The organism is Pantoea sp., assembly GCF_028283705.1.
Classification (GTDB): Bacteria; Pseudomonadota; Gammaproteobacteria; order Enterobacterales; family Enterobacteriaceae; genus Pantoea.
The window spans coordinates 26,947-42,239 of record NZ_JAPWKD010000024.1 but is presented as its reverse complement, the minus strand read 5'-3'; the positions used below and the strand labels follow the sequence as shown (position 1 = coordinate 42,239).

At 53.2% G+C, this 15,293-nt stretch carries 14 protein-coding genes; 11 read left to right on the top strand and 3 right to left on the bottom strand.

The genetic code is table 11. The features are described from left to right. Nucleotides 1–259: 259 nt before the first annotated feature. Nucleotides 260–1,240 (bottom strand): transposase, encoded by a 981-nt coding sequence (locus PW844_RS20765; protein WP_299455907.1) that lies wholly within the window; start codon nt 1,238–1,240, stop codon nt 260–262. Between the two features lie 1,054 nt (nt 1,241–2,294). On the opposite strand from PW844_RS20765, the gene PW844_RS20760 reads away from it, so the two are divergent. From PW844_RS20760 to PW844_RS20735, 6 genes are all read left to right on the top strand, one after another. Then, on the top strand, nt 2,295–2,795 hold the full coding sequence (locus PW844_RS20760) for an antirestriction protein ArdA (protein ID WP_299455906.1): 501 nt from the start codon (nt 2,295–2,297) through the stop codon (nt 2,793–2,795). Nucleotides 2,796–2,833: 38 nt separating this feature from the next. Then, entirely contained in the window at nt 2,834–3,025 is a 192-nt protein-coding gene (locus PW844_RS20755; RefSeq protein WP_299455904.1) for a hypothetical protein, read from the top strand. 838 nt (nt 3,026–3,863) lie between these two features. After that, complete coding sequence (locus PW844_RS20750; protein ID WP_299455902.1) at nt 3,864–5,855, top strand: ParB/RepB/Spo0J family partition protein; 1,992 nt, start codon at nt 3,864–3,866, stop codon at nt 5,853–5,855. A gap of 38 nt (nt 5,856–5,893) precedes the next feature. Continuing rightward, a complete protein-coding gene (gene psiB, locus PW844_RS20745; protein WP_299455900.1) occupies nt 5,894–6,337 on the top strand; it encodes a conjugation system SOS inhibitor PsiB in 444 nt (147 codons plus the stop codon). After that, nucleotides 6,334–7,095, top strand: coding sequence for a plasmid SOS inhibition protein A (locus PW844_RS20740; protein ID WP_299455898.1), 762 nt, complete (start codon nt 6,334–6,336; stop codon nt 7,093–7,095). The genes psiB and PW844_RS20740 overlap by 4 nt, the downstream gene beginning before the upstream one ends. A 44-nt stretch (nt 7,096–7,139) precedes the next feature. Next, entirely contained in the window at nt 7,140–7,481 is a 342-nt protein-coding gene (locus PW844_RS20735) for a hypothetical protein (protein ID WP_299455896.1), read from the top strand. A gap of 201 nt (nt 7,482–7,682) precedes the next feature. On the opposite strand, the gene PW844_RS20730 is transcribed toward PW844_RS20735, so the two are convergent. Then, a complete protein-coding gene (locus tag PW844_RS20730) occupies nt 7,683–8,132 on the bottom strand; it encodes a hypothetical protein (protein ID WP_299455894.1) in 450 nt (149 codons plus the stop codon). Nucleotides 8,133–8,477: 345 nt separating this feature from the next. Here PW844_RS20730 and PW844_RS20725 point away from each other — a divergent pair, with 345 nt between their 5' ends. The 5 genes from PW844_RS20725 to PW844_RS20705 all read left to right on the top strand — a co-directional run bounded on the left by PW844_RS20725 (nt 8,478) and on the right by PW844_RS20705 (nt 14,624). Next, complete coding sequence (locus PW844_RS20725) at nt 8,478–10,100, top strand: hypothetical protein (RefSeq protein ID WP_299455892.1); 1,623 nt, start codon at nt 8,478–8,480, stop codon at nt 10,098–10,100. A 220-nt stretch (nt 10,101–10,320) separates the two neighbouring features. After that, a complete protein-coding gene (locus PW844_RS20720; protein ID WP_299455890.1) occupies nt 10,321–11,763 on the top strand; it encodes an IS1182 family transposase in 1,443 nt (480 codons plus the stop codon). A gap of 1,360 nt (nt 11,764–13,123) precedes the next feature. Further along, the gene (locus PW844_RS20715) at nt 13,124–13,507 is read left to right on the top strand and encodes a hypothetical protein (protein WP_299455959.1); all 384 of its coding nucleotides are present in this window, start codon (nt 13,124–13,126) and stop codon (nt 13,505–13,507) included. Between the two features lie 93 nt (nt 13,508–13,600). After that, a complete protein-coding gene (locus tag PW844_RS20710) occupies nt 13,601–13,747 on the top strand; it encodes a succinate dehydrogenase flavoprotein subunit (RefSeq protein ID WP_299455888.1) in 147 nt (48 codons plus the stop codon). A gap of 52 nt (nt 13,748–13,799) precedes the next feature. Continuing rightward, complete coding sequence (locus PW844_RS20705; protein WP_299455887.1) at nt 13,800–14,624, top strand: N-6 DNA methylase; 825 nt, start codon at nt 13,800–13,802, stop codon at nt 14,622–14,624. Between the two features lie 274 nt (nt 14,625–14,898). Here PW844_RS20705 and PW844_RS20700 read toward each other — a convergent pair whose 3' ends face one another. After that, nucleotides 14,899–15,084: a hypothetical protein gene (locus tag PW844_RS20700; RefSeq protein WP_299455886.1), complete on the bottom strand. Its 186-nt coding sequence runs from the start codon at nt 15,082–15,084 to the stop codon at nt 14,899–14,901. Nucleotides 15,085–15,293: the final 209 nt, after the last annotated feature.

Here is a 15,293-nt window from a genome sequence, read left to right as displayed (position 1 = left end):
CACCATCGTAAAAAAAGTGAGAGGACATGAAGCCCTCATGACGTGGCACTACATGCATAGCTAGGTACTATCCGATGGCTGCTTTCGCTCATAGCGGACATGTAATTCGTTTGCCTATAGTTCAGATCTGCATTTTTAAGGCATGAGCTGAGCACTACGGCTCAGAACTGCCGCAATATAAATATTACTGTTCGCCTCCGTGTCATTGGTTATAAGGCACAGGCTATGTGACTAATATTTCACTATAAAAGTCAAATTCTTATGTAACTGATAAATTTTCAAAAGCTTTGCCGGAATGAAGCACGCCATAGCACCAGTGGATCAGCTTTCGCATAACAGCCCCGATTGCCACCATTTTAGGTTTGCCACGCAGGCACAATTTTTCATAAAAGTTACGCATTCGCGTATTACATCGTCTGGCACAGAGCGCGGACATATACAGTTTTGCACGCAACTGCGGCGGTCCAACTTTAGACATCTTAGATTTACCGCGAACGGAAGTGCCCGATCGTTTTTCCACGGGTACCACGCCAAAAAATGCGGCAGCCTGACTGGCAGACTCAAAATCATGACTACGCAGCACAACCAGCATGTTCATGCCCAATTGGGGGCCGACTGCAGGTATAGACGTCAGAAGATCATAATCAAGTTGCAGCGCTGCATGCGCTTTTATGTGAGTCTTTATTAACTGTTCCGTGACTTTTACTTCCTCCCGGAGAATTTTCACCATGCGCAGGCAGGAGCTGATTACGTCAGAAGGCGTCTGCGTGCTCTGGTATTTTTCCAGCCGGTTTTCCTCACGTACGGCGTCGCTCAGCAATGCGTCACGCCTGCGGATAAGCGCACTGAGATGCCTGATTTCAGCAGAAGGCGGGAGCCAGCGGTGTGGCTTTTTCAGCAGCGCGTAGCAGGCCAGCATGTAGGCATCTACCTTGTCCGTTTTAGTCAGAATTCCCATTCCTCTGACAAAATCGCGGCTGCGGTGAGGATTTGCGAGAGAAACGTATGCGTCAGCTTCATGCAGCGAAAGAGCTAACCGTTCGTGATAAACGCCGGTTGCTTCCATAATAAGGTGAACGTCTTCCAGGCCACAGTGCTGCATTCGAAGCCAGCGGATGATATTAGCTGCTGCACTGCTGTCATTTTTTATCTTTTTGGTCCGTATACGACCCTTTATGCCATCATAGAGGATGCAAAGGTCGAGCGAGTCTTTACTTACGTCTATACCTACAGGAAACATTTTCATTCTCCTCTCACATTGACCGTCACGCCTGTTCGCCTTGTACATTCGGAGTCATGCTCCCGGTAACCGTTCAACAAAATGTGCTGGCGTGAAAGGTGAAACGGAGGGCTGCAAGCTGTCAGGCAGGATCAGTAATTCAGACTGTCCTCAGGGAGGGGCCCGGCTCACTCCGCTTCGTGCGATGGTAGCTAATCACCACATAATGTTAGATACAAGGCGGGGTGTATGTATATGGGTTGGACGTGGTGAAAAGGTGCCAACAGCAGTTGTAATTTGACCCACCTGATCACTCAGGATTAGGCTCCGTTATTAATCCTGCTTAGCGATGCAGTGGCGGAGATTCTCTCCGGGCTGCGTTTTCTGAATGAATGGTGCGTGACTGGCATGCCGGACGCTCCGAACGTACGTGACCGGAATGGCAATCACCGGATGAATTTCCGGGACTCAAAATGGTGGCCGCCCGATGGGGGCGCTTTTCACAGAAATGATGAAGATGTCGCATCGCTCCGCTTTCGTGCCGTTCCCCGTCCTGTGGCCGGAAAACGGCAACACCCATCCGGCACCATCTGAGATAAGCTGTAGCGGGTAATAAGCTGTAGTGAGTGGTCATTTAATGATCGCCACTCTCCGTGCGGGATGTTTAGCTGCCGCAACCACGTTATCCACAGTATTCCGGGCACGATATGCACCCGGACTGTGGACAACTCAATTAAGGATGTAGCTGTGCGCCTCGTTATGCTGCCGGTGGCGGGGCAGGTGAAAACCCGGCCCGTGCGCTCTGCGGCCGGTGCCGTGACTTCACTTTAGCCCGGCCGCTGCGTGTTCAAGAGACCGCTTCGCTCGTCTTCTCCCCCGTTCGCACTCCCTCCGGCGCGCTTACTTCCGTCGCGCCTCCGCTCAGTTTTCGCGTCGCCGCCGTGCGTAATCACGCCTCGCGCTCGCTTGCGCTGCGGCCTCGTCGCCGCTCCTGAACACTCCGCTTTACGCCGGGCTGCCATTCAGTCACGGCACAGGCCGGAACGCACGCAACTTTGGCTATGGAGGATGAACGATGAGCATTACCACCCCTGCGGTTTATGTTGGCACCTACCACAAATACAACGGCGGCAGCATTGACGGGAAGTGGCTCGACCTGACTGATTTTGACGGGAAGGACGAGTTTTATGAGGCGTGCCGTGAGTTGCACGTAGAGGAAGAGGATCCTGAATTCATGTTTCAGGACTGGGAAGGGATCCCCTCTCAGTTTGCCTCCGAAAGCAGCGTTGACTGGGATTTTATCAGTGCCTGGAAGCAGGCGAAGGAAGAGGGTAAAGAAGAGGCCTTTATCGCCTGGGCAGGATATACCGGTGAATGTGACTTTGATGCGTTTGATAATGCCTACTGCGGTGAAGCAGACAGTGAGGAAGACTACGCATACCAGCAGGTTGAAGACTCCGGCCTGTTAAGCGAGGTGCCGGAGCCGCTGCGCAGTTACTTTGACTATGAGGCGTATGCACGCGACCTGTTCAGCGGCGGTTATGTACTCCATGACGGCTTTGTCTTCAGCAACTGATGAGACGGGCAGGGGAAACCCTGCCGTTAAGGAAAAATATGAAACTCAGAACAGAAACCCGCGAAATCCTCCGCCAGTATAAAGCCGTTGTGAATGAGCGCCGGCGCGCGCTCGGGCTGACGGAGCTGAAAACAGAGCAGATTGTGGATGAAATCTGTGAGTACATGACCTGCCAGTATGCCGTGTACATCGGTGGTCACTTTATTCTTCAGGGTGGCGGTCAGAATTAACCCGGTCAGGCGGTGAGAGCCGCCTGTCAGCGCGCGCGAAAACCCTCGGCAGGCTTCGCCTGCCGTCCCTGATGCAGCACCTGCGGTGCTGCCTTCAGGGACGGTCTGACGGGGAGAGACTGGCCGTTTCACCATGAGAAGCAGGTTTTGTGTGTGGCAGGTCAGGCAGGATGTCCGGTACCGACGGACTGGCCTGACTCAGTAGAAAATCATGTTACTCCGGGCGTCCGGGCGGGCTGTCATGCTTCGCACTGAGCCAGCCAGCTGTCTCTGCCCGGTCCCTCCGGGACAGCGGGTTTCCATCCCATGACGCGACCCCCTTCGCTTGCAGCAGCCGTTCCGGCTGCGCCGCTCTTACGCGCCGTCTCCGGCGCTCGCTGCATCCCGCCGGTACAGACGGCGGCATGTAAGGGGCAACGCCGTTTCGCGCCCGCGCGTCACGCCGTTGCGGCGGGTTACTGCTTTCCAGTTGGGTTGTGTTCGCCCGTCTGAGTCCTTTCGCCGGGGCTGAGACAAGCACAAACCGCCTGGTCGTCCAGGGGACGGACAAGTCTTTCGCAGTGATTTTTTTCCGCTGCACGTAAAAAAATCCCCGCTCACCCCCGGACATCTGCACCGGCCCGTGCTCGTTACGCCCTTTGCGGCGTACGGCTCTCAAACGGGTGAAGGTTACAACCTGGGGATAAAGCAGCAGTTTCCCGCAAAACGTCAAGACCGCGGCCCCGGCAACTCAACGGGTGATGGGGTAAAAAGACAAAAGCAGAAGGCAGTAAACGTGCCCTGACGGAGCGCTCACTCCGCAGGGCAGACAATCATCGATCCAGAGGGAGAATCAACAATGTCAGTTACCGATGTTAAAGCAAAAGCCACGGCAAAAACCAGCGCAAAAAAGGTCAGCGATGACGTGAAAGCCGCGCTCAAAGTGGCGCTGGACAGCGCGCCCGTTGAATACGTACCGCTGTCCGATCTTGTTATTTCCCCGCTCAATGCACGCACCATTCCTTATTCTGCCGACAGCGTGCGCAGCCTGGCCGACACCATTGCGGCGGTGGGCCTGTTGCAGAACCTCGTTGTGCACACGCTCCCGGATGGTAAGGCGGGCGTGGCGGCAGGCGGTCGCCGTCTCACCGCCATGACGCTGCTGTGCAGCGAGAACCGCCTGAGCGCGGCGCACCCTGTGCAGGTTCGCCGCGTCTCTGATGAACTGGCCGCCGCCGCCAGCCTCATTGAAAACGAACAGCGCGCCGCCATGCACCCGGCAGAGCAGATCACCGGGTTCCGCAGGCTGGCAGAGCAGGGCATCACGGAGGCGCAGATCGGGGAGCAGTTAGGCTATTCGGCCCGTCACGTCCAGCGCATGCTGAAACTCGCCGGACTGGCCCCGTCCCTGCTGGCACTGCTGGCGAAAAACCAGATCAGCGTAGAGCAGTGTCAGGCGCTGTGCCTGGAAGACGATCAGGCGCGACAGGTGCAGGTGTACGAAGACGTCTGCGCCGTATGGAGCACCGCCCCCGTCAGTAAGCTGAAAGAGCACATTACGGATATGGAAGTCCGTCTCGACAGCTACGGCTTCGCCTTTATCGGGCGGGAAGCCTACGAGGCGGCGGGCGGTATCGTGCGTGAAGACCTGTTCAGCCAGCAGGACAACGCGGGAACGGCTGACCGGGTGCTGGTTGACCGTCTGGTGCAGGAAAAGCTCGATGCGATGGCGGCAGAGATTCAGGTATCGGAGGGCTGGACGTGGAGCATGGGCCGTCCGGGGGGCATCAATCGTTACGGCGAAGATGCACAGGTTTACCACCTCGTGGCGGTGCCGCAGCCTGTTTATATCGGGGAGGAAGAACAACAGCTGGATGACCTTTACGAAGAACATGAAGCATTCGTCGGCCTCTGCGAAGACTCAGACGCGCTGGATGAACAGATTCAGGTGATTGAACACGCTGCCGCTGCGCGCGCGTGGACGGCTGATATGAAAGCGGGGGCTGGCGTGGTGGTCAGCCTGCGCGAAGGGGAAATTACTGTCCAGCGCGGCGTGCGCCGCATTGCGGACGAACCTCAGGGCGCTCAGACAGAGCAGAACGGGGTGAATCAGGTTATCACGATGCGCTCACCGGACCCGGCAGAAGGTATCAGCCTGCCGCTGCTCACGAAAATGTCCTCCGAGCGCACCCTTGCCGTGCAGGCCGCGCTGATGCAGCAGCCGGAAAAGGCCGTTGCCCTGATGGTCTGGCGGCTGTGCGTGGACGTGTTTCCCGGCCACACCCTTGTTTATCAGCCCTTCCGTCTGAGTCTGACTGAGTCGCACTACAGCCTGACGGCAAACGCGCCGTCAGGCCAGCAGGGTGCGGCCTATGTCGCTCTGATGGAGGAAAAAGCGCGGCTGGAAGCGCTTCTCCCGGCGGGCTGGCGCAAAGATTTCACCACGTTTTTCGATCTCGATGGCGGCGTGCTGATGAAACTGATGGCCTTCTGCACCGCCTGTTCGGTAGAGGGTGTACAGAACCGTGAATTCGGACATACCACGCGCAGTTCCCTCGATACGCTGGAAATGGCGATCGGCTTCCACATGCGTGACTGGTGGCACCCGACAAAGGATAACTTTTTCACCCACCTGAAACACGCGCAGATCGTTGATGCACTCAGAAGCGCAGGCCTGACGGGCGCGGCCTCTGACGCGGAAAAAATGAAGAAGGGGGATGCCGCCAGCCACGCAGAGGAGTTCATGCGCGAGACGCGCTGGATGCCTGTCTGGATGAAAGGCCCGGAGCCTGAAGCACTGACTGAGGCGGACAGCGGTAGTGACGAAGAGAACGGCGCTCACGCGGCCTGATACGGAGAGCCGCCCTGCGGGGCGGCAATAAGGACATCATGATGAACACGATCATTAAAGCGAATATCCTGGCACAGCTGACCGCCATGTTCCCCTCTGAGTTTGAAGAGTGGCGCGAACGGGGCGAGGCAGATCGCCATGCACTCACCACTGCGGTCATGCAGCAGCTGATGACGCCCGAAGGATGGACTGTCAACGGCGAGTACCGCAGTGAATTCGGAGGGCTTTTTCCCGTACAGCTGCGCTACACCCCGCCGGGTGCGCCGTTCAGCCTGTGCATATGCAGTCCGGGCGAATTTTCGCCCGCGTGGATTGCGGCGCTCGTTTCTGCGGATGGCGAGTTTGTCCGCGTGCTGCTGGCAGCAGAAAAATTCTCACCGGTACGCTTCAACGCGCTGCTTGAAGCAGTCGGACAGGTCTGCCGCATGGAATACACCGTACAGGGTGCCGCAGCGTACCTGGCTGAGGAGGTGATGGCATGATCCCCGCACATCTCTCCCTGGTTCCGCTCAGTCCCGAACGGCGTGCCGCCATGCAGGCGATTGCGGAGGTCGAGAGCACGGCTTCCCGTGGTATATACAGCGCCGCCTATCCCTATACGCGTGCATTTTTCCGTCATTTCCGGGGTAGCCAGCGGGTCACTGTCAGGGAGATTAATTATTTTGCGCCGGTACTGACCGCGCAGGAGCTGCGCGGCAGGAAAGACAGCTGGCTCAATGCGATAGACCGGCTGATTGAAAGCCGGGGAACGCGATGTTATCTGCCGCTGCCCTCGCACGCAGGAAGCCTGATTTTCCCTGAAGTGGTCTTTCAGGAAACGGAGCGTCGCCGCCGTCAGACTGAGCTGAAGGAGGAAAGATATTCGCGCCAGCGCAGAAGGCAGGCCAGCAGTCATGAACGTGCTTACCAGGCTCTGGCGGCCCAGGCCGAAATCGACCTGGCCTTTCAGACGCCGGAAACGGTCAGCAGCTGGGGTTCCCGGTGGTCGGGAACGAAACTGAAGCAGTATGACCTTGAGGACATGTTCTTCCGCTGGAGTGAGCGTTTTCCCTCACTGATATCCCTTGAGCGCCGGGATTTTTATGGGCAGCCCTTCTGGAGGGTGATGTATGAAGCCAGCATGCGGGCAAAAGAAGCAGGGCCCGCCGTGCGAAGTCTTGAGCGGTGGATGGTACCGAATAAGCTGATCAGCAAAGGGGAGCCGGAAAGATGTACCGGGCGGAAACTTTCTGATGGATAATCTGCGGTATAAGGGGGATGTCATTCATATTGTGCGGAGGTGGCATGAGCTTCTGGATGCTGGCAAGCCTCTTTACCAGCCTGTATGCACTGATTTTCAGGATTGCTGAACCCTCACTGCTCAGTTCGTTTGAATATTATTCGGGACTGGTGCTGTGCTTTGCTGCTGCACGGGTATTCGCTTCACGAAGCGAATACCCGGTGGGGGACAGGGTCGTAATAACGTGTCTGGTGATGCTTATTCCGGCAGGCGGAATTTGCCTGCTGGGGTATGGGATCTGGTTGCAGTACGGTACCCCGGCGGCAGAAGTCGTGTCGGATACATTACCGGATGTCGTACTGTGCACGCTTACCATTCACTTGACTACCCGTTTGCATTTTACTTGACCATCGCCAACAAAAAATCGCCACTGATGCTGAGGGGGGAGGCATGGCATTGCTTGAACGGCAGCTGTGTGCCAATGGCGGACGTTCCTTAATCCGCAGGATTATCATGTATTTTTTAAAAATTTAGGGCCTGACTTTAATAGCAGGCCCGTGAATTCAAATTACATGCAGCGGTTCAATTTGAACGGGTAGCCATACCCGTTAATTGTCCTGCTCTTCACTGTATTCCCCGTCATCCTGCTCATCGTCGAAGTCATTTTCGTAAGGTGCCTGAGAGGCTTTGATGACTTCTTCTGCGCCTACATCTTGAAGCGTACCTTCGACAGTTTCCAGGTCTTCCATCGCCTCTTGGAATTTTTCGATGATATCAGCAGCAGGAATTTTACCTTCAGCCAGGTTTTCCAGTGTCTGGATTGCGCTTTCAAGGCCAGGCGTATCATCCTTCACGCGAAGCACTTCTTCACCCAGTGGGATGTCATCCAGAGGAACCCAGCGTGAGCTATCAATGTCGATACCACGCTCTTCCTCCAATCTGATGCGCTCAGCATTATTGATGCCATCAGCGATATCGACGAACTCCTCAGCTATATCTTTCAACGTCTGGGCTCGCTCCAATTCATCATCAATATCCTGCGTCGTTACTTCACTCATGTCTATCACCCTCATGAAATGCGAGGCAACACACCTCGTTGAGATACCATGGTATATGGCATTAAAAAAATCAATTTAGTTAATTAAAAGTTTAAATTGATTTATTTTAAAGTATCATTATGTTTATTTATCAATTTTACTTATTTATAGTTTTTTTACGGATAATAATTACAATTTAAAATCAAATAGATAATTTTCGTGATTCTTATAATCATTCTGATATGATTTTTCAGATGGAAATATAGGCGGAGGTGTTGAAATCGCCAGCTTTATCAATTTTCTCTTAAGCTGAACGGCATAAACATAATCATAAATTGTGATCAATATCACAAAAAAGAGGTCCAGATGCACCATTCTGAACATTACAAGTCTCTCTTCTGCACGTTTCTTTCTGGTGCCGCCAACCCTTTCCCGAACATTTATGATGCAATCAGCGAACAGATACTTCTCCTCATCCTTAAGGCCCGGCAACTGAATGAAGATACTGAATTCAGCAAGTGGTTTGATGAGCAGCACAAGGTACTGACAAAGCTGCGAGCCCAGAGCAATAAAATCAACAAAATATACTCTCAGAACACATATAAGCTTAATTTTAAGGAACAAAAGCAGGACAGCCTCATGGATGCACTCATTTTCATGCATCAACTCTATGCCGGTTTTGATGATGGCAAGGTCAGTCTGAAGACTTGGAGAGAGATGAACCGGCAGCCAACAGAGCAGGGGTTCCGCTTTGCGGAACAAAGCAAACTTCTGGAGCAGTTTATTCACGATGATATGTTTGCCATCCTGGCCGAGGGCCCGACACATTGTTCGCCAATCCCGCCTCAGGCACGAAAAGGCTACTGCCATCAGGACCTTTCCATTGCGCACTCATGCAGCCGGGAGCTGCTTTCCCGATTGAACGATTTCCACAAAATAGATTCACTTCCGATACTCGCTGATGCAATTTACAACTTAATTACCGCTTTACATGATGCCGGCATTGTTACTCCCGACTGGCTGTCCGAATTTGAAAAAGTTCACACAAATTTTCTGCTAGGAGAAAGGCGGGAGAGCTACGTATTCCATAAAATAATAAAGTTAATTAACGATGAAGGGCGTGTTGAGTTCATTGAAAGGATTGCTGAACAGTGCGCACCTCAGTACGCCGAATATCTGTTCGACCAGTATGTGGGCATTTATGCTTCGGAGATCATACAGTGGCTGACTGAGCTTCAGAGGTATTTCAAATATTCGCAATCAACGCCATTTGTCTGGAAATTCACCACTGTTACGCCTGATATCAACACCTCTTCAGAAGGGGAAGAACAGCAACCGACAGTGGCGTGGGAGAGCGATTATTGCCAGATTTCAATCAAGCGAGATACCCTCCTGAAACTCATCCAGACCAACACGTTGCATGATGCTTCAGACTCTCTCGCAGACTGCTTACTGCGTATTTATGATCAGCCTGCCGACCAGATGCGCAGGCAGAAAGGTACCATTCCGCAAATCTCCGACCGGGAACGTCACGTCTATAGTTCGAACAGTTATCATTTTTACCGCGCTTCTCAAGGCAACCATCAAAAGAACAGAGATATAGTGCAATCCTTTGAAAAATGGTACGAAAACAATAAAGTGCTTCTGATTAGCCACAAGAAAACACGTACTGAGCGCGTCGGTGTCGAAGTCCGTCTGGCCGGGTTGAAATGCTATGACCTGAAAATGGGCATCCCTGAATGCAACAGAATGAAAATAAAAGACGGTGTTTACGATCTTGTGAATCAAGACACCAGCCTCCGCTTTGAAAAGTCCATTAGTGATGTCTCACTTCAGCGATACCATTCACAGGTAAAAAAAATCATCAAAAAGGATATTGATGATTTGCTCCGAATCCAGCGGAACAAAAATTCTAAATGTCCATTCAGTGGCGCTTATCACGCTATCAAGCCACTATGGAGCAAGAGCGATTATCATGACGAAGAATGAACCTTATGGTAGGAATACCTATTTCCAGTCGACTAAAGCACCGTGGTTTACGTAATGTCTTAGTAACGTCTGATTCTCGCTCAGGCTGTGTGAAAACTCCTGATCACTTTTTGGTCTAAGCGATGGTTTCATATGATCAACCATTCTTGATAAACCCATGCGACGAACTGACTTTTTCATTAAAATTAGAAACATACGAATGAATATTGCGGATACCGACATGGCAAATCACATTCAAGGACAAGGCAGGCATCAGGTGACATTACTCCCTGATGCACTGGATGATTTTGTCACTGAAGATAACCCCGTCAGAGTGGTTGATATCTTTGTTGATGGACTAAAGCTCGATTCTCTTGGTTTCAGAAGAGTTGATGCAAAGCGAACCGGACGACCCGGATATCACCCTGCCACCCTACTGAAGTTGTACATTTACGGATATCTCAACCGAATTCAGTCCTCCCGTAGACTGGAAAAAGAGGCCCATCGGAACGTTGAACTGATGTGGTTACTTGAACGATTAACGCCTGATTTTAAAACCATTGCAGACTTCAGAAAAGATAACTGTGAAGGTATCAGGAATGCCTGTAGGGCCTTTATTGGCCTGTGCCAGCAAATGCAAATGTTCACTGATGTCGTTGTTGCCATCGACGGCAGCAAATTTAAAGCAGTAAACAGCAAACCCAACAACTTCACATCTCAGAAAGCCAAAGACCATATTGAGCGTGTTGAGCAAAGTATTACTTATTATTTAAACAAGCTGGATGAAGCCGACAAGAATACTGAGCCAGATGCAAACACAAAGCTAACAGCCACTAAACTGGCCTGGCTAAAAAAGCGTTTACGTGAGCTTCAGGAGATCCAACAAGCAGTCGCAAAACAGCCAGACAAACAACTCTCTTTAACCGACCCCGACTCCCGGTTGATGAAAACAAATAATATGAATCGGCAAGTTTGCTACAACGTTCAGACAGCTGTGGATACGAAGAACCACTTGATTGTTGCGCATAAAGTCACCAACACAACAGATAATGGGCAACTTGGTTCAGTAGCAACACTGGCTCAGAAAGCTGTTGGCCGGAAGGACATAACAGTACTTGCCGACAAAGGGTATTACAGTCGCAGCGATATTAAAACAGTTCTGGATAGCGGAGCCGTGGCGTTAGTGCCAAAAGGAGATACCTCTGGTGCTGAACGTAAGGGGCTCTATAATCGCTCAATGTTCAGATATAACAGGGAAAAAGATGTTTATGTATGCCCAATGGGCAATGAGCTTCAGAATCGATTTACCTCAATAGAGGACGGACTGGAGCAACAATTGTACTTTAACAATATTGCCTGTCGCGATTGCAGCCAGCGCTCCAGGTGCACTACATCGAAACGCGATCCAAGGCGTATACGGCGTTGGGTTCATGAAGCTGAAATGGAAGAAATGTATGCGAGGCTTGAGTCATTTCCTCAGGCGGTAGTCATGCGAAAGCAAACGGTAGAACATCCGTTTGGGACAATTAAAATGTGGATGGGTGCAACGCACTTCCTGATGCGGAAATTTAAAAATGTCAGTACGGAAATAAGTCTACACATATTGGCTTATAACCTGAAAAGGATGATATCGATATGGGGTACTACAGGATTGATATTTCAGCTTGAGGAACAATACGGCTAACGGTTCCGGCCGTTTTATCCTCCAGAAACAAATATTAGGCTCTTTCCCGCAATAAAAATCTCTGAGACACCCGAATAAAATCACAGATTACCTCGTCAACTTAAACAGCATTCTCAAAACACAGATGAGAAATATTGTTTGGCTACTCAAAGCTATGAGTTTTCACACAGCCTGCGCTCTTAGCTGCCTGTCAACCTGGTTGCATTTTGTTGGCGAAGGTCAAGTAAAATGCAAACGGGTAGTCAAGTCACATGCAATTACGCAGTACTGGTCAGCGATCCCTTCATCCCGCTGGCATAAACGGTGGCCGGTGGCGTGATCCTCCTCGTTACGTTGCTGAAACTGATAATGGGCAGGCTGAAAGGCTGATTTCCTGACGACAACCCTGCCGGGCATGGCCGGTGCTGGCGCACCGGCCTTATTTTTCCACTGACGCCTCTCTCCGGGTCTGTTCTGCATCCTCTTTCTTTTTCTCGTTCCCTGTTGTGCGGGTTTTATCCGTATGGTTCCCGCCGGAAAAGTATAAATACCAGGAAAGGCATGGCCACCTGCGGCTTCCCGGCGTTGCCGGGTCGTCAGCCCCGCTCCGCTAACCGGCGCAGCCGGTAAGCTCCACCGGACCACGCGTGGCGTGTTCCGGGCCTCCCGGCCAGGGTCTGATGGCAACAGACCAGGTCAACCCCTGCAACCGGCTGTCGCCGGTGCCTTCACCGGGCGCGCCGCGCCCTTTAATGCCGCCACGCCGTTCCGTCGTGTCGGGTGTGTTCCTGCTCGTCTCTCCCCGTTGTGCAGCCTGTCCCGGTGAGCTCCCCGCGGAGGGCTGTTCGTAGCACCGTCAGCCATCTGCCCGCAAGGGTGCGCTTCGCCGTTCCTCGCCCGTTCGCACTCGCCTGTGGCTCGCTTGCGCTGCGGCCTGCGGTGACGCCCGTGCGTTCAGCCGTCAGCCGTTGCTCCTTTGCCCTTCGCCGCGAGGAACTCACCGAAACAGGATTTAAGCAACCGGACACAGGAGAGCAGCATGAACACACAGAACGTCAACACCGCCGCTTCAGAATCTACCGAAACACGGGGTGAAGGGCGAAAAACCGTTATTCATGGTCTGTCTGTTATCGGGTTCTGGCTACTTCAGCATGTCCGGGGTGCCCTGAATGCCGCCGCATACGACGTGGCCTGCGGTGAGGAAGCACACGTACATGATCGCCTGCCATTTGGCAGAACGGATGCCCTGTTTTACTGGCTTCGCGGCTTTTGTCAGGGCGCAGTGTCAGATCATCACGGGTCCGTAAATTCAATACAACGGCTGGCGAGTGCACAGCCATTTATCACTGAGCAGGGAGAAAAAACGATGAACGCACAGAATATGACCACCGCGATCCATTGCACACCGGAGAAAACAGTAAACCTGCCTCTGACGTATTCAGTCGCAGATACAGCCGTTCACGCCAGTGCCGAAGAGGAGCGGGATTACTGGCAGTGGCGGGAAAAAGAGGCGCTTAAAGGGCCGGTTGAGATCGACGTCTATCGCTTTCATGACGCGCTCGGGCTGATGTATCCGATGAACTGGGCAACCAGCGAAAACGGCGAATGTGAATCGTTCATGCTCGCAGAGATGTACTGCGGTCGCGTCACCGATATATACGCCCGTATCGGTGCGCGCTATTTCCGTCTGCGGGATTACAGCCACTTGCAGCACGCGCAAATCATGGCTCGCGTTAAGGAGGAATTTTACCAGGGCCGGAAATGAAAAAAGCAGGCATAAGCCCGCTCTCTCACCCGCCGGAAATCCCGCTACCAACGCTTTTCCGGCGATTATCAAACAGATTATGAGGATTAACCCATGCCACTTGACCCGCAAATCGTCGCACAGGCAACCGCGTTTGTAAATGCCCTGCGCGCTGGAAAATCTGCCCGTATGCCAGTTTTAAAAATGAAAAACTGGAAGCCGTTTATGGATCTTGTCCATGCTGGCCTCGGCCTCGCGTGATGTGAAACCCGCCGCCCCGGAGAGGGCGGCGTTTAAAGGGAGCGATTTTTTCATGTCACAGATAAGTTTTGCCGACTTTTTCAACAGTGCCAAAAAGGCCGGACCTGAAACCGGACCCGTTATGCCAGTTGCCGTACCGTCTTCCGGTATCCATCGCATGATCAATCTGGAGGTGGCGCGGAAACAGTTTATCAGCGTTTTCCTGCATACCGCCCGGCAGCTGCGCCGGTGGGATGTGTTCAGTGATTTTATCACCCTTGCGGCCAGTGAACTCGACCTCGCCAGGGTACGCACGCAAGAGAGCATGGAGCGCTGCCGTAAAATCTGCGAACGCTACGACAGTGATGATATTAAAAACCTGCATGAACTGTTCCGGCTGATGGTCTGTGCTCTGGAGGCTGAGTTTCATGATTTCCTGGGGGCCATTTTTATGGAGCTGGAGCTGGGCGACGACAGGCGCGGCCAGTATTTCACGCCCTACAGTGTACAGTCCCTGATGGCGCGGATGCTGATACCGGGAATAAAAGACACTATTCGCCGGGAGGGGATGATCACACTATCAGAACCGACCTGCGGGGCAGGGGGGATGGTGATTGCCTATGCGGAATGTCTGATTGAGGCGGGGCTTAACCCTTCTGCACAGCTGTTTGTGAACTGCATCGATATTGATCCTGTTGCGGCAGATATGGCATTCATTCAGCTATCACTGCTGGGGATTGCCGCCGAAGTCGTCACAGGAAACACGCTGACGTTGCAGTTTAACCGGGTGCGTTATACGCCGGTGTACTACATCAATGGTTTTGAGGAGAAGCTTCAGAACCAGAGGCGGATCAGAGCTATGCTGGATTTTATCAGGGGAATGAAGGAAGCCGCCTGAGTGGGAAGGCGGGGGAGGAGCGTTTCAGCCTCTCCTCCGCGCCGTTAAAAACCGGCAGGCCCTGCGGGCCGGAGGAATGCCGGTGCTGACGCACCGGCTCTCTCCCTCCGCCTGTCTCTGAATCGGTTCCTCTGCGGCTGCTTTCTCCCTGTATGTCTCTTATCCCTGCTGTATATCCTGCATCTCCGGTTGGTCTTCCGGGTAATCACAAACAACAGCCGGAACATGGCCACCTGCGGCTCCCCGGCGGTGCCGGGTCGTCAGCCCCGCTCCGCTAACCGGCGCAGCCGGTAAGCTCCACCGGACCACGCGTGGCGTGTTCCGGGCCTCCCGGCCAGGGTCTGATGGCAACAGACCAGGTCAACCCCTGCAACCGGCTGTCGCCGGTGCCTTCACCGGGCGCGCTGCGCCCTTTAATGCCGCCACGCCGTTCCGTCGTGTCGGGTGTGTTCCTGCTCATCCCTCACCGGCGTGCAGCCTGTCCCGGTGTGCTCCCCGCGGAGGGCTGTTCGTAGCACCGCCGGTTCAGGCAGAAAGGGGTGAAATGTACGCCGCCAAAAACTTTTTGCCAGGGACCTCAAAAACTTTTTGTCGTCGCCCCTTTATGCCCTCTCTTCGTCGTTGCTCCTTTGCCCTTCGCCGCGAGGAACTCACCGAAACAGGGTTAAA

Coding starts and splice junctions, on each gene's coding strand:
- psiB (WP_299455900.1), top strand. CDS start 5,894: ATGATGAACACGATCATTAAAGCGAATATCCTGGCACAGCTGACCGCC.
- PW844_RS20705 (WP_299455887.1), top strand. CDS start 13,800: ATGTCACAGATAAGTTTTGCCGACTTTTTCAACAGTGCCAAAAAGGCC.
- PW844_RS20750 (WP_299455902.1), top strand. CDS start 3,864: ATGTCAGTTACCGATGTTAAAGCAAAAGCCACGGCAAAAACCAGCGCA.
- PW844_RS20710 (WP_299455888.1), top strand. CDS start 13,601: ATGCCACTTGACCCGCAAATCGTCGCACAGGCAACCGCGTTTGTAAAT.
- PW844_RS20760 (WP_299455906.1), top strand. CDS start 2,295: ATGAGCATTACCACCCCTGCGGTTTATGTTGGCACCTACCACAAATAC.
- PW844_RS20700 (WP_299455886.1), bottom strand. CDS start 15,084: ATGAGCAGGAACACACCCGACACGACGGAACGGCGTGGCGGCATTAAA.
- PW844_RS20735 (WP_299455896.1), top strand. CDS start 7,140: ATGAGCTTCTGGATGCTGGCAAGCCTCTTTACCAGCCTGTATGCACTG.
- PW844_RS20720 (WP_299455890.1), top strand. CDS start 10,321: ATGGCAAATCACATTCAAGGACAAGGCAGGCATCAGGTGACATTACTC.
- PW844_RS20725 (WP_299455892.1), top strand. CDS start 8,478: ATGCACCATTCTGAACATTACAAGTCTCTCTTCTGCACGTTTCTTTCT.
- PW844_RS20730 (WP_299455894.1), bottom strand. CDS start 8,132: ATGAGTGAAGTAACGACGCAGGATATTGATGATGAATTGGAGCGAGCC.
- PW844_RS20765 (WP_299455907.1), bottom strand. CDS start 1,240: ATGTTTCCTGTAGGTATAGACGTAAGTAAAGACTCGCTCGACCTTTGC.
- PW844_RS20740 (WP_299455898.1), top strand. CDS start 6,334: ATGATCCCCGCACATCTCTCCCTGGTTCCGCTCAGTCCCGAACGGCGT.
- PW844_RS20755 (WP_299455904.1), top strand. CDS start 2,834: ATGAAACTCAGAACAGAAACCCGCGAAATCCTCCGCCAGTATAAAGCC.
- PW844_RS20715 (WP_299455959.1), top strand. CDS start 13,124: ATGACCACCGCGATCCATTGCACACCGGAGAAAACAGTAAACCTGCCT.